Here is a 13,280-nt window from a genome sequence, read left to right on the forward strand (position 1 = left end):
CCGTAAGGACCATTCAATGAGCCAGTTCGAACTCGCGATCAGTGCGGAGATGGTGTTCACCGACCTCCCCATCGTCGACCGCGTTGCCAGGATCCACGACATGGGGTTCGCCGCGGAGATCTGGAGCTGGGACGACAAGGACCTCGACGCCCTCGCCGCCACCGGTGCCACGTTCACCTCGATGACCGGCTACCTGCACGGCGACCTCATCGACCCTGAGACCGCCGACGAGGTGGTCAGGACCGCGGAACTCAGCATCAAGGCCGCCGAGACACTGGGCGTGACGCGGCTGAACCTGCACACGGCCGAACTCGTCGACGGCCTGCCGGCGCGACCGCGGATGCGCGCGACCGGCGCGATGTGGACGACGGCGTTGCGGACGCTCGAGCGACTCGGCGAGTTGGGTGGATCGGCGGGGGTGCAGTTCTGCGTGGAGAACCTCAACACGATCGTCGACCATCCCGGCGTCCCGCTGGCGCGCGCGAAGGACACGCTGGCGCTGATCGAGGGCGTCGGTCATCCCAACGTCAAGATGATGCTCGACCTCTATCACGCGCAGATCGGCGAGGGGAACCTCGTCGAACTGGTGCGGCGCTGCGGACCCGCGATCGGGGAGATCCAAGTCGCCGACGTGCCGGGCCGCTGCCAGCCGGGAACGGGTGAGATCTACTATCCGGCGATCGCCACGGCGTTGCGCGACATGGGATTTAGCGGAACGGTCGGCCTCGAGGGCTACGCCGCCGGTGACGACGTCGCGGCGCTCGAGGCCTTCCGCTCGGCGTTCACCGTCTAGCGGGGGGCGTACCTGTCGGCCAGCGAGGTCAGGGTCGACTCGATGCCCTCGGCGTTCTTCTTGTGGTAGCCGGTCAGCTCGATGAAGATCGGCAGCTTCGCGGTCGAGTAGTCGAACGTCTCGGTGACCTTGGTGGTGCCCGGGCTGACCTCGGCGAGGTCCCAGCGCCAGCGGTGTCCGAGGGGATGCTGCCACTCGACGACGCGGTTCTCCTCGACCTCGGTCGCCTTCGACGTGATCTTGTAGGGCACGCCGTACTGCGTCATGCCGACGGTGAACTTGTCACCCGCGGAGAGCCGCTGCGGACCCTTGACGTCGACGTCGCGGACGGTTCCCGACCCGTCGATCTCGGCATGCCGATGCGGATCGACGACGAGGGCGAACACCTCGGCGACGGGTGCCGCGACCTGGACGCTGCGGCTGACCCTGCGAGGACCGGTGTCTTCTGTCTTCAGCGTGGAGGTAGTCATGCCCTCCCCCATACCCGGCGAGGGCGGGCACGACACCCGGCGGTGCCCTCGGACACGCCGAGGGCACCGTCGCGTCGTCGCTACTTCGGAGGCATCCTGATGCCGCCGTCCACGCGCACCACCTCGGCGTTCATGTAGGAGTTGGTGATCAGCTCGACCACCATCGAGGCCAGTTCGTCGGGCTTTCCGAGCCGGCGCGGGAAGAGCACGGACTCGCCGAGCTTGGCCTTGAAGGCCTCCGACGCCTCACCCTCGCCGTAGATCGGCGTGTCGATGAGGCCCGGGGCCACGGTGTTCACCCGGATGCCCGCGGCTGACAGGTCGCGCGCGACCGGCAGGGTGAGTCCGACGACGCCACCCTTCGAGGACGAGTAGGCGGCCTGGCCGATCTGGCCGTCGAAGGCCGCGACGCTGGTCATGTTGACGATCGCGCCCCGCTCGCCGGTGTCGGCGGGCTCGTTGCGGCCCATGGCCGTCGCGGCCAACCGGATGCAGTCGAAGGTGCCGACCAGGTTGATGGCGAGCACCTTCTTATAGGCGTCCAGGTTGTGCGCCGAGGCGAACTCCCCGTCCTTGCCGATCGTGCGCTGGGCCCAGCCGATGCCGGCGGAGTTCACCAGTGCCCGCAGCGGACCGAGGTCGGCGGCGGTGTTGACCGCGTCCTCGATCTGCCCGGTGTCGGTGACGTCGACGCTGACGAACACGCCGCCGATCTCGTGTGCGAGTTCCTGGCCGCGGTCCGCGTTCAGGTCGGCGACGACGACCCTCGCGCCCTTTGCCGCCAACTGGCGTGCGGATGCCGCGCCGATGCCCGACGCGCCTCCGGTGACGATTGCACTAGCTCCATTGATGTCCACACCGGACACCTTAACCAGCGCGTGATCAGCCCTTGCGGCCCAACTCGTGGGTGAGCGCCTCGAGTTCGTCGCCGCCGGCCATCTCCTGGGTGAGGTGATCGAGCGTGATGTCGTCGTACGAGCAGTCGAGCTTCTGGCGTCCCCGGTTGAGCAGGACGAAGTGGTCACCGACCATGTGCGCGTGGTGCGGGTTGTGGGTGATGAACACGACGCCGAAACCCGCCTCCTTGGCGGCGGTGATGTACTTCAGCACCACGCCGGACTGTTTGACGCCGAGGGCCGCGGTGGGCTCGTCGAGGATCAGCACGCGGGCGCCGAAGAAGACGGCGCGGGCGATCGCCACGCACTGGCGCTGACCGCCGGACAGCGAGCCGATCGGTGCGTCGACGTCGGGCAGTTCGATGCCCATCTTCGACAGCTCGGTCAACGTCGTGGCGCGCATCGCGTTGGCGTCGAGCGAGAACGGGAACGACTTCTTGCGCACCTCCTGGCCGAGGAAGAAGTTGCGCCACACCGGCATCAGCGGGACGACGGCCAGGTTCTGGTACACCGTGGCGATGCCCTTGGCGAGCGCGTCGGCGGGTGAGCCGAACTTCATCGGTTCGCCGTCGACGAGCAGTTCGCCGTCGCTCTGCTGGTGCAGTCCCGAGATGATCTTGATCAGCGTGGACTTGCCGGCGCCGTTGTCGCCGAGGATGCCGGTCACCTCGCCCGCGTGCACCCGCAGGCAGATGTCCTTGAGCGCGGTGATGTTGCCGTAGGTCTTGCCGACGTTCTTCAGTTCGACCAGGGGCACCTTGCCACCGGACGGGGCTTCGTTGGCCGGGGTCTCCACGGTTGCGGTCATGTCCGTCACCTCTTCGATGCGTAGTTGCGGAAGGCGTTGTTGGCGATGACGGCGAACAGCAGCATCGCGCCGAGGAAGAACTTGAACCAGTCGGGATCCCACCCGGCGTAGACGATGCCCTGGTTCGTCATGCCGAAGATGAAGGCGCCGATGGCGGCACCGATCGCCGTGCCGTAGCCACCCGTGAGGAGGCAGCCGCCGATGACCGCCGCGATGATGTAGAAGAACTCGTTGCCGATGCCCTGACCGGACTGCACGGTGTTGAACGCGAACAGCAGGTGCATGCCCACGAACCAGGCGCAGAACCCGACGAACATGAACAGCCCGATCTTCACCTTGGTGACGGGTACGCCCACGGCGCGGGCACTGTCGGAGTCGCCGCCCACGGCGAAGATCCAGTTGCCGATCTTGGTCTTGAACAGCACCCACGTCGCGACCGCGGTGAAGACGAGCCACCACACGACGGTGACCCGGATGCCGACGCCGAACACCGTGAACGACGACGCGAAGACGGCGCGGGCCGAGTCGAATCCCTGCATGTCGCTGACACTCTGGGTCGCCACCTGGCCCGCGACGAGCTTGGTGACGGCGAGGTTGATGCCGGCGAGCATGAAGAACGAACTCAGCGTGATCAGGAAGCTGGGGATCTTCGTCTTCATCACCAGGTAGCCGTTGAGGAAGCCCACCGCCAGCGCGAGGACGAGTGCCAGGGCGGCGCCCGCCCACAGGTTGAGGTGCAGGTTGTAGGCGAGCATGGACGCCGCCAGCGAGCTGAAGGTGACCGCCACGCCCGCGGACAGGTCGAACTCGCCGCCGATCATGAGCACTGCGACGCCGCACGCCATGATGCCGATCGTCGAACTGGCGTACAGCACCGTGGCGAGCGATGCGGCCTCGCGGAACGGTGCTGCGACCACGAGGAAGAAGACGAAGATGCCGATGGCACCGATGCCGGCGCCCATCTCCGGGCGGATCAGCAACCGCTGAGCGCGGTTTCGTTCCTTGACTCGCTCGTCGCCGACCTTCTTCTGGTCGCTGATGGTCAGGTCTGCCTGCGTACTCATGTCAGCTCTCCCCGTTCCTAGCGAGTTCCGGCGCGGGCCAGCTCGGCGACGGCGTCGATGTTGCCCTGGTCGATGAACGACGGCCCGGTCAGCGTGGGCTGGCCACCGCCGATGAGGTTCTTGTTGTTGACGAACAACCACAGCGAGTCGATGGCGAGGTAGCCCTGCAGGTAGGGCTGCTGGTCCACGGCCCACTGCACCTGGCCGCCCTCGATCGAGTCGACGAGTGCGGCGTTGGTGTCGAAGGTGACGACCTTCGCCTGGCTGCCCGCGTTGCCGACCGACTGGACGGCGGTCAGGGCGATCGGCGCGCCGAGCGCGACGATGTGGTCGACCGACGGGTCCTGCTGCAGCTTGGCGGTGATGGTCGCCTCGACTGACGGCATGTCCTTGCTGTTGACGTTGAGGATCTCGCTCTCGCCCTGGAAGCCCTGTCGGACACCGGCACAGCGGGATTCGAGTGCGACCTGGCCCTGCTCCTGGATGACGCAGACGACCTTCTTCGCGCCGTCGGCGTTGAGCTTCTCGCCGGCCGCGATGCCGGCCAGCTTCTCGTCCTGACCGAAGTAGGCCTGGACGCCCATCGCCTTGTAGTTGTCGAAGCCGGAGTTGAAGGCGACGACCGGGATCCCCTTGGCCTCGGCGGCCTTGACGGCGGGCGCCATGGCGTCGGGCTTGGCGAGGGTGACGGCGATGCCGTCGACGCCGCTGTCGATCGCGCTCTGCACGAGGTTCGCCTGGTTGGGCGCCTCGGGGTCATTGGAGTACCGCAGTTCGATGTTGTCCTTCTTGGCCGCGGCCTCGGCACCCTTGCGGATCAGATCCCAGAACGAGTCGCCAGGGACCTCGTGGGTGATCATGGCGACGACCATGCGGGGGGTGTCGACCGTCCCGCCGCCGCTGCCCTCACCGGATCCCTGCGGCCTGCCGCCGGTGGACGAGCAGGACACCATCCCCAGCGCCAGTACGCCCGCTCCCGCGATCGCTGCCAGCCGAATGAACTTCATCGTCTCTCCTGTCTGCGGTGCCGTGTGTCACGGCCCTGCAGACGATGTAATACGGGTCACAGCGGAAAGTCAACACTTTGTTCGGACATTAGGACTGCAGGTCATTTGCTGATCCGTGCGGCGGATGCGTCAGGCGTTCGCGGCCTCGCGCTCGAGACCCTCCGCCTCGAACCGATCCTCCAGCTCCTCGAGGGTGGTGCCCTTCGTCTCGGGGACGAGCCGGTAGACGAAGAACCACGACCCGACGTTCACCACGACGAAGAGCAGGAAGGTGCCGGTCGAGCCGAGCGCCGAGTTCAGGACGGGGAAGGCGAACGAGATGATGGCGTTGGTGCACCACAGCACGAACACCGCGATGCCCATGGCGAACCCGCGGATGCTCAACGGGAAGATCTCCGACAGCAGCAGCCACACGCAGGTTCCGATGAACGTCTGCACGAAGGCGACGAACAGGATCATGCAGGCGAGGATCACGTAGCTGCGCGTGGTGGACTCCGACAGCAGGAACGTCAGCGACAGCGCCAGCTGCGAGCCCGCCACGCCGGCGAAGCCGATGAGGAGCATCGTCCGTCGCCCGACGTACCCGAGCAGGATGATGCCGATGATCGTCGTCACCACGGAGGTCACGCCGACGGCGATCGTGGCGACCAGGGAGGCGCTGACGCCGAGTCCGCTCTCCTCCAGGATGGTCGGCGCGTAGTAGTTGACCGTGTTGATGCCGGTCGCCTGCTGCACGATCGCCAGCCCGCACCCGATCAGGACCACCCGGCGGATCCACGGGACGTCCCGGATCACCGAGAACGGGGTGCTCTTCGTGGTGAGGGTGCGCTCGGCGTGCTCGGCGATCGCCGCGAACTCGATCTCCGTCTGAGCGTCGTCGCGGCTGTAGCCCAGGACGCGGCGGGCGTCGTCCATCCGGCCCTTGAGTCCGTACCAGCGAGGCGAATCCGGCAGCACCATCATGCCGACCAGCAGCGCGATGGCCGGTACGGCCGCCACGGCCAACATGATTCGCCATACGTGCGGGTCCTGGACCACGTGGTCGAGCAGTGCGTTCATGGCGAACGCCAGCATCTGACCGGTCACGATCATCAACTCGTTGATGGTGACCATGCGGCCGCGCCGGTCGGGCGGCGCCATCTCCGCGAGGTACAGCGGGCACGTCACCGACGCGGCGCCGACCCCGATGCCGAGGACGATCCGCGCGGCCACCATCAACTGCACGTTGGGTGCGAGCGCGCAGCCCAGCGCACCCACCAGGAAGATGCAGGCGCAGACCAGCAGGGTCCGCTTGCGGCCCAGTCGATCGGCGACCCGGCCCCCGAACAGCGCACCCAGCGCGGCACCCGGGAACAGCAGGGAACTCACCACCGTGGCCTCGCCGAAGGCGCTGAGGTCCAGGTCGTCCTTCATGTAGAGCAGGGCACCGGAGATCACCCCGGTGTCGTAGCCGAACAGAAGACCGCCCAGTGTGGCGATGACGGTCAGTTTGGTGAGGAACCGTCCCGAGGAACGGTTCTCGGTGGCCGATGTGCTCATGCGGTCGCTCCTGGGTGATGGATGCCAGCCGCCCGATGCGCGAGATTGCCCGATCGGATGCGACCCTAAAGCGCATTAGTAACGCGCGTTAGGTCTAATATGGGGCGGCAGCACGTCGTGTGTCAACCGTCACATCGGATCGGGAGGTCGAGATGCCGTTCCCGTCAGCGGTCGACGAGCGTCGTCTCGAAGTAGTACCGCGACGCCCGGTAGCAGTGGTCGCCGTACTCGACGGCCTTGCCGGAGTCGTCGAAGGCGGTGCGGCTCATGGAGAGCAGGGGCGCACCGGCCTTCTCGGTGAGCAGTCGGGCTTCGGTGCGCGTCGCGGGCCGGGCGCCGATGCGCTGCCGCGCGAGACGGATGTGGATCCCACGCGCCCGCAGCGCCTGATAGAGACCGCTGCGTTCGAGTTCGTCGGCCTCGGGTGCGAGGTCCACGGGCAGGTAGTTGACCATGACCGCGAGCGGTTCGCCGTTGGCGCGCCGCAACCGCTGGATGGTGACGATCTCGTGGCCGACGGGAAGGCTGAGTTGAGTGGCCACCTCGTCGCCGGCCTTGTCGACGCGATAGTCGAGCAGTTCCGTCGTCGGCTCCTGACCGCCGCGCGCCAGGTCGTCGTAGAGGCTGGTCAGCTCGACCCGACGGTGCACCGGGTTCTGCACGACCTGCGTGCCGACGCCGCGCTTGCGGACCAGCAGGCCCTTGTCGACGATCTCCTGGATGGCCCGCCGCGTGGTCGGACGCGACAGCGTCAGCCGCTTGGCGAGGTCGAGTTCGTTCTCGAAGCGATCCCCGGGCACCAGGTGGCCGTCGCGGATGGCGGCCTCGATGGCTTGCGCCAGTTGGTAGTACAGCGGAACGGGGCTCGACCGGTCGAGCTCCACCTCAAGCGGCACGTCGCCTCCGACCTCGGGTCACCAGACAAGACAGGGCCCAACAGTAACATCGTGACGTCCTTAAGTCTGAATGTCAGGACAAAGTCTTGACAGGCCATGGTGACGCGGGGCACAGTCGTGGAGACAGCCACCAGCCCACGTTCAGGGGAGCCGACTTGTCCACCTCACCACCGTTCGACGTCCTCGCCATCGGGCGCAGCGGCGTCGACGTCTATCCCCTGCAGATCGGCGTCGGCCTCGAAGACGTCGAGTCGTTCGGCAAGTTCCTCGGCGGCAGTGCCGCCAACGTGGCCGTCGCGTCCGCCCGTCTGGGCAACCACACGGGACTGGTCTCCGGCGTCGGCGACGACCCGTTCGGCCGGTTCGTGCGCGCGGAGCTGGCACGGCTCGGAGTCGACAACCGCTACGTCACGACCCACGACGAGTACCCGACGCCGGTGACGTTCTGCGAGATCTTCCCGCCCGACGACTTCCCGCTGTACTTCTACCGCAAGCCCAGCGCGCCCGACCTGCAGATCTCCCCCGCCGAACTCGACACCGACGCGATCCGCTCCGCGCGGCTGTACTGGTCGACGGTGACCGGCCTGTCCGAAGAGCCCAGCCGCAGTGCGCACTTCGCGGCATGGGAGGCCAGAGGGCGTGCTCCCCTGACGGTCCTCGACCTGGACTACCGGCCGATGTTCTGGGAGTCGCCCGCCGCCGCGACCGAGCAGGTCCGGCGCGCGCTCGAGCACGTGACCGTGGCCGTCGGCAACCGCGAGGAATGCGAGATCGCCGTCGGCGAGAGCAACCCGCGCAAGGCCGCCGACGCCCTGCTGGACATGGGTGTCGAGCTCGCGATCGTCAAGCAGGGTCCACGGGGCGTCCTGGGCAAGACCAGGCACAGCTCGGTGACCGTGCCGCCCAACGAGGTGGACGTGGTCAACGGCCTCGGCGCCGGGGACAGTTTCGGCGGCAGCCTCATCCACGGCCTGCTCCGTGGCTGGCCGATGGAGAAGACGTTGCGCTACGCCAACGCCGCAGGCGCGATCGTCGCCTCCCGGCTCGAGTGCTCGACCGCGATGCCGACCGCGGCCGAGGTCGCCGAACTGGCCGAACGGACCGCAGAGGAGGCCGTCAATGTCTAGTTCCGCCGCGCCGGTGTGCGCCGACTACGCCGCGCTCACCGACCTCCGCGCCGCCGACCCCGGCGCGGTCGCCCGCGCCTGGGAGGCACGCACCACCCGACCGACCATCCGTGGTGACGGCCGGCTCATGATCGTCGCCGCCGACCACCCTGCGCGCGGCGCACTCTCCGTCGGCAACCGTCCAACCGCCATGAACAGCCGGACCGACCTGCTCGACCGGCTCCGGGCGGCGCTGGCCGACCCCGGCGTCGACGGGGTGCTGGCGACCTCGGACATCCTCGACGACCTGCTGCTGCTCGGAGCGCTCGAGGACAAGGTGGTCTTCTCCTCGTTCAACCGTGGCGGGCTGGCCGGCTCGACGTTCGAGTTCGACGACCGGATGACCGCCGCCACCGCCGAATCGACCGCCGCCGCGAAGATGAACGGCGGAAAGATGCTGTGCCGCATCGCCCTCGACGACCCGGGGACCGTCGCCACGATGGCGGCGTGCGCGAAGGCCGTCGACGAACTCGCCGCCCGCGGCCTGATCGCGATGGTCGAACCGTTCATGTCCGGCCGCGTCGACGGCAAGGTGCGCAACGATCTGAGCCCGGACGCCGTGATCAAGTCCGTGCACATCGGCCAGGGCCTGGGCGCCACGTCGGCCTACACGTGGATGAAGCTGCCGGTGGTCGAGGAGATGGATCGCGTCATGGAGTCCACCACGCTGCCGACCCTGCTGCTGGGCGGTGACCCCGCCAACCCCGACGAGGCCTTCGCCTCCTGGGAGAAGGCGCTCGGGCTGCCGTCCGTCCGCGGACTCATCGTGGGCCGCACCCTGCTCTATCCGACCGACGACGACGTGAGTTCGGCCGTCGCGACCGCCGTCTCGCTGGTGCGTTGATCATGGGCGAGCGAAGCGACGGGAGGAATTGACATGCACAGCAAGCTGTACGTCCCGGCCGGCAGTGCGGCCGCTCCCCTGACCGTCGACGTGACCCCGGAGTCCGCCGGCTGGACCGAGTCGTCGCTCCAGGTGGTCGAACTCGCAGACGGCCAGACCATGGAACTGCGCACCGGCGACACCGAGGTGATGATCCTGCCGCTGGCCGGTGGCGGGTCGATCGACTGCGGCGGAGAGACATTCGCCTTGGCACCGCGCGCCTCGGTGTTCGACGGCCCGTCCGACATGGTGTACCTCGGCATCGACCAGAGCTACGTGCTCGCCGGCTCGGGCCGGTTCGCGATCTGCGGCGCCAAGGCGAAGAAGGCCTTCCCCAACCGCCGGGTGGCGGCCGCCGACGTGTCGGTCGAGCTGCGCGGCGCGGGCAACTGCAGCCGTCAGGTGCACAACTTCGGGACCGCCGGGGTCTTCGAGGCCGACTCGCTGATCGCCTGCGAGGTGATCACGCCCGGCGGCAACTGGTCGAGCTACCCCGCACACAAGCACGACGAGAACACCCCGACGCAAACCGAACTCGAGGAGATCTACTACTTCGAGTTTGGCCCGGGGTCCCCCCAGATGAATCCGGCTTCCCGGGGCTTCGGCTACCACCGGGTGTACGGCACGCCGGACCGACCGATCGAGGTCCTCGAAGAGGTCCGCACCGGTGACGTGGTGCTCGTCCCCCACGGCTACCACGGGCCGTCCGTCGCGGCGCCCGGCTACCACATGTACTACCTCAACGTGATGGCCGGACCGGGCGACGAACGCGCCTGGAAGATCGTCGACGACCCCGAACACGCGTGGCTCCGCGGCACCTGGGACGACCAGGCCGTGGATCCCCGGCTGCCGCTTCACCAGACAGGAGAATGACCGTGGTCTCCACCGCACCCAAGCGGGCCGAGAAGATCGTCGACGGCGAAGCCACCGTCCGACTCACCGTGGCACAGGCCACGATCCGCTTCCTGGGCAACCAGTACGTCGAACGCGACGGCGTGCGCGCCAAGTTCTTCGCGGGCGCCTTCGGCATCTTCGGCCACGGCAACGTCGCGGGCCTGGGCCAGGCGCTGCTGCAGGACGAGGTCGAGGCGGCCGACGCCGGCACCGAACCGCACCTGCGCTACGTCCTCGGACGCAACGAGCAGGCCATGGTGCACAGCGCCGTCGCGTACGCCCGCCAGAAGGACCGGCTGCAGACCTGGGCCGTCACCGCGAGCGTCGGACCCGGCGCCACCAACATGCTGACCGGCGCGGCACTGGCCACCATCAACCGGCTGCCGGTGCTGCTGCTGCCCGCCGACACGTTCGCCACCCGCGCGAGTTCCCCGGTGCTGCAGGAACTGGAGCTGCCGTCCTCCGGCGACGTCACCGTCAACGACGCGTTCAAGCCGCTGTCGCGCTACTTCGACCGGGTGTGGCGGCCCGAGCAGCTCCCCGCCGCGCTGCTCGGCGCGATGCGGGTGCTCACCGACCCCGTCGAGACCGGAGCGGCCACCGTCGCGATCCCGCAGGACGTCCAGGCCGAGGCGCACGACTGGCCGGAATCGTTGTTCGCTCAGCGCACCTGGCACGTGGGCCGTCCGCTGCCCGAGCGCTCGGCGATCGCGCGCGCCGCGGACGTCATCCGGTCGGCCCGCAGGCCGCTGATCGTCGCCGGCGGCGGGGTCATCTACTCCGACGCCACTGCCGCGCTCGCGGCCTTCTGCGAGCAGACCGGCATCCCGGTCGGACAGAGCCAGGCGGGCAAGGGATCACTGCCCTACGACCACCCGCAGTCGGTCGGCGCCATCGGCTCGACGGGCACCACCGCGGCCAACGCGCTGGCCACCGAGGCGGACGTCGTCATCGGCATCGGCACCCGCTACAGCGACTTCACCAGCGCCTCGCGCACGGCGTTCAACGATCCCGACGTCCGCTTCGTCAACGTCAACGTTGCGTCGATCGACTCGGTCAAGCAGGGCGGCGTCAGCGTGGTCTCCGATGCGCGCGAGGCGATCGAGGCACTCGGGGAGGCGCTCGGCGACTACTCGGTGAGCGACGACTACCGCACCCGCACCGCCGATCTCGCTCGGGAGTGGGAGGACACCGTCTCCGCGGCCTACCGGGTCGACGACGGCGCGGCGCTGAACCAGAACCAGGTGATCGGGCTGGCCAACACGCTGTCGGACGCTCGCGACGTCGTGGTGTGCGCGGCCGGGTCGATGCCCGGCGACCTGCACAAGCTGTGGCGCATCCGCGACCGCAAGGGCTATCACGTCGAATACGGCTTCTCCTGCATGGGATACGAGATCGCCGGCGGGATCGGCGCCAAGATGGCCGAGCCGGACCGCGACGTGTTCATCATGGTCGGCGACGGCTCGTACCTGATGATGGCGACCGAACTGGTGACCGCCGTGCAGGAGAACGTCAAGGTGATCGTCGTCCTGGTGCAGAACCACGGCTTCGCCTCCATCGGCGGGCTCTCCGAGGCGCTGGGCTCGCAGCGGTTCGGCACCGCCTACCGGTACCGGTCCGACGACGGTCGGCTCGACGGCGACAAGCTCCCGGTGGACTTGGCCGCCAACGCCGCCAGCCTCGGGGCCGACGTCATCCGCGTCGTCACCGCCGCGGAGTTCACCGACGCGGTCAAGGTCGCGAAGGCCAGTGACCGCACGACCGTGATCCACGTCGAGACCGACCCGCTCGTCGTCGCGCCCGACAGCGAATCCTGGTGGGACGTACCGGTATCCGAGACGTCCACGTTGGAGTCAACCCGGGCCGCCTACGCCACCTACGCCGACTGGAAGAAGATCCAGCGGCCCCTGATCCGTCCATCCGAGTCCTGAGAGGTCACGAACACCATGAGCAGCATTCTCGTCGGATCCGCCCCCGACTCCTGGGGCGTGTGGTTTCCCGACGACCCCAACCAGACCCCGTACACCCGGTTCCTCGACGAGGTCGCGGCGTCGGGATACCAGTGGATCGAACTCGGCCCGTTCGGCTACCTGCCGACGGATCCCCAGCAGCTCTCCGACGAGCTGACTCGGCGGAACCTGAAGCTCTCCGCGGGGACCGTCTTCGAGCACCTGCACCAGGATGATTCGTGGGACGCGGTGTGGGCTCAGATCGAGGACGTCGCCAAGCTGACCGCAGCGGTCGGCGGCAAGCACGTCGTCGTCATCCCCGAGATGTGGCGGGATCCGGCCACGGGTGCGGTGCTCGAGGAGCGCACGCTCACCCCCGAGCAGTGGCGCAAGAAGACCCAGGGCATGAACGACCTCGGTCGCGCCATGTTCGAGAAGTACGGCGTCCGTGCGCAATACCACCCGCACGCCGACAGCCACGTCGACACCGAGGAGAACGTCTACCGGTTCCTCGACGGCACCGACGGAGAGTTCGTGAACCTGTGCCTCGACACCGGGCACATCAGCTACTGCGGCGGCGACAACATCGCCATCATCGAGCGGGCGCCCGAACGCATCGGCTACCTGCACCTCAAGCAGGTGGACCCCGTCGTGCGCGCCAAGGTCGAGGCCGAGGACCTGCCGTTCGGCGAGGCCGTCAAACTCGGCGCGATGACCGAGCCGCCGCTGGGCATCCCGGAGATGCCACCGCTGCTCGAGGCCATCGACAAGCTCGGCATCGACGTGTTCGCGATCGTCGAGCAGGACATGTACCCGTGCGCCGTCGATGCTCCTCTGCCGATCGCCCAGCGGACCCGGAAGTACCTCGGATCCTGCGGCGTCCCGTCCGTCCGCTTCAACTAGTAAGGACCACAA

At 68.1% G+C, this 13,280-nt stretch carries 13 protein-coding genes; 6 read left to right on the forward strand and 7 right to left on the reverse strand.

Features of this window, described 5'->3' with window-relative positions; translation table 11 throughout:
• Positions 1 to 16 precede the first annotated feature (16 nt).
• Positions 17 to 793, forward strand: a complete 777-nt coding sequence (locus AC1MEY_RS12915; RefSeq protein WP_480231001.1) for a TIM barrel protein — start codon at positions 17 to 19, stop codon at positions 791 to 793.
• Here the strand turns inward: AC1MEY_RS12915 and AC1MEY_RS12920 are convergent.
• From AC1MEY_RS12920 to AC1MEY_RS12950, 7 genes are all read right to left on the reverse strand, one after another.
• A complete protein-coding gene (locus tag AC1MEY_RS12920) occupies positions 790 to 1,263 on the reverse strand; it encodes an SRPBCC family protein (protein ID WP_480231002.1) in 474 nt (157 codons plus the stop codon). The genes AC1MEY_RS12915 and AC1MEY_RS12920 overlap by 4 nt on opposite strands.
• Before the next feature lie 80 nt (positions 1,264 to 1,343).
• On the reverse strand, positions 1,344 to 2,120 hold the full coding sequence (locus tag AC1MEY_RS12925) for an SDR family NAD(P)-dependent oxidoreductase (RefSeq protein ID WP_480231003.1): 777 nt from the start codon (positions 2,118 to 2,120) through the stop codon (positions 1,344 to 1,346).
• Between the two features lie 25 nt (positions 2,121 to 2,145).
• Entirely contained in the window at positions 2,146 to 2,967 is an 822-nt protein-coding gene (locus AC1MEY_RS12930) for an ATP-binding cassette domain-containing protein (RefSeq protein WP_480231004.1), read from the reverse strand.
• A 5-nt stretch (positions 2,968 to 2,972) separates the two neighbouring features.
• Positions 2,973 to 4,031: an ABC transporter permease gene (locus AC1MEY_RS12935; protein ID WP_480231005.1), complete on the reverse strand. Its 1,059-nt coding sequence runs from the start codon at positions 4,029 to 4,031 to the stop codon at positions 2,973 to 2,975.
• A gap of 17 nt (positions 4,032 to 4,048) precedes the next feature.
• Positions 4,049 to 5,038 (reverse strand): substrate-binding domain-containing protein, encoded by a 990-nt coding sequence (locus tag AC1MEY_RS12940; protein WP_480231006.1) that lies wholly within the window; start codon positions 5,036 to 5,038, stop codon positions 4,049 to 4,051.
• Positions 5,039 to 5,167: 129 nt separating this feature from the next.
• A complete protein-coding gene (locus AC1MEY_RS12945) occupies positions 5,168 to 6,577 on the reverse strand; it encodes a sugar porter family MFS transporter (RefSeq protein ID WP_480231007.1) in 1,410 nt (469 codons plus the stop codon).
• Positions 6,578 to 6,741: 164 nt separating this feature from the next.
• On the reverse strand, positions 6,742 to 7,473 hold the full coding sequence (locus AC1MEY_RS12950) for a GntR family transcriptional regulator (RefSeq protein WP_480231008.1): 732 nt from the start codon (positions 7,471 to 7,473) through the stop codon (positions 6,742 to 6,744).
• A 155-nt stretch (positions 7,474 to 7,628) separates the two neighbouring features.
• Here AC1MEY_RS12950 and iolC point away from each other — a divergent pair, with 155 nt between their 5' ends.
• From iolC to AC1MEY_RS12975, 5 genes are read left to right on the forward strand one after another with little or no spacing between them, the layout of a single operon-like run.
• Positions 7,629 to 8,600 carry a 5-dehydro-2-deoxygluconokinase gene (iolC, locus tag AC1MEY_RS12955; protein ID WP_480231009.1) on the forward strand — a complete coding sequence of 324 codons (972 nt, stop codon included), beginning with the start codon at positions 7,629 to 7,631 and terminating at the stop codon, positions 8,598 to 8,600.
• Positions 8,593 to 9,483, forward strand: a complete 891-nt coding sequence (locus AC1MEY_RS12960; RefSeq protein ID WP_480231010.1) for a Cgl0159 family (beta/alpha)8-fold protein — start codon at positions 8,593 to 8,595, stop codon at positions 9,481 to 9,483. The genes iolC and AC1MEY_RS12960 overlap by 8 nt, the downstream gene beginning before the upstream one ends.
• Positions 9,484 to 9,516: 33 nt before the next feature.
• Positions 9,517 to 10,395 (forward strand): 5-deoxy-glucuronate isomerase, encoded by an 879-nt coding sequence (iolB, locus tag AC1MEY_RS12965; protein ID WP_480231011.1) that lies wholly within the window; start codon positions 9,517 to 9,519, stop codon positions 10,393 to 10,395.
• A gap of 2 nt (positions 10,396 to 10,397) precedes the next feature.
• The gene (iolD, locus tag AC1MEY_RS12970; RefSeq protein ID WP_480231012.1) at positions 10,398 to 12,347 is read left to right on the forward strand and encodes a 3D-(3,5/4)-trihydroxycyclohexane-1,2-dione acylhydrolase (decyclizing); all 1,950 of its coding nucleotides are present in this window, start codon (positions 10,398 to 10,400) and stop codon (positions 12,345 to 12,347) included.
• Positions 12,348 to 12,362: 15 nt separating this feature from the next.
• Positions 12,363 to 13,268, forward strand: a complete 906-nt coding sequence (locus tag AC1MEY_RS12975; RefSeq protein ID WP_480231013.1) for a sugar phosphate isomerase/epimerase family protein — start codon at positions 12,363 to 12,365, stop codon at positions 13,266 to 13,268.
• Positions 13,269 to 13,280 lie beyond the last annotated feature (12 nt).

Source organism: Mycobacterium sp. PTI7 (assembly GCF_056679845.1).

Bases quoted from the DNA above. Each gene is read 5' to 3' on its own strand.
- AC1MEY_RS12915 (WP_480231001.1), top strand. From the start codon at position 17: ATGAGCCAGTTCGAACTCGCGATCAGTGCGGAGATGGTGTTCACCGAC.
- AC1MEY_RS12920 (WP_480231002.1), bottom strand. From the start codon at position 1,263: ATGACTACCTCCACGCTGAAGACAGAAGACACCGGTCCTCGCAGGGTC.
- AC1MEY_RS12930 (WP_480231004.1), bottom strand. From the start codon at position 2,967: ATGACCGCAACCGTGGAGACCCCGGCCAACGAAGCCCCGTCCGGTGGC.
- AC1MEY_RS12935 (WP_480231005.1), bottom strand. From the start codon at position 4,031: ATGAGTACGCAGGCAGACCTGACCATCAGCGACCAGAAGAAGGTCGGC.
- AC1MEY_RS12940 (WP_480231006.1), bottom strand. From the start codon at position 5,038: ATGAAGTTCATTCGGCTGGCAGCGATCGCGGGAGCGGGCGTACTGGCG.
- AC1MEY_RS12945 (WP_480231007.1), bottom strand. From the start codon at position 6,577: ATGAGCACATCGGCCACCGAGAACCGTTCCTCGGGACGGTTCCTCACC.
- AC1MEY_RS12960 (WP_480231010.1), top strand. From the start codon at position 8,593: ATGTCTAGTTCCGCCGCGCCGGTGTGCGCCGACTACGCCGCGCTCACC.
- iolB (WP_480231011.1), top strand. From the start codon at position 9,517: ATGCACAGCAAGCTGTACGTCCCGGCCGGCAGTGCGGCCGCTCCCCTG.
- AC1MEY_RS12975 (WP_480231013.1), top strand. From the start codon at position 12,363: ATGAGCAGCATTCTCGTCGGATCCGCCCCCGACTCCTGGGGCGTGTGG.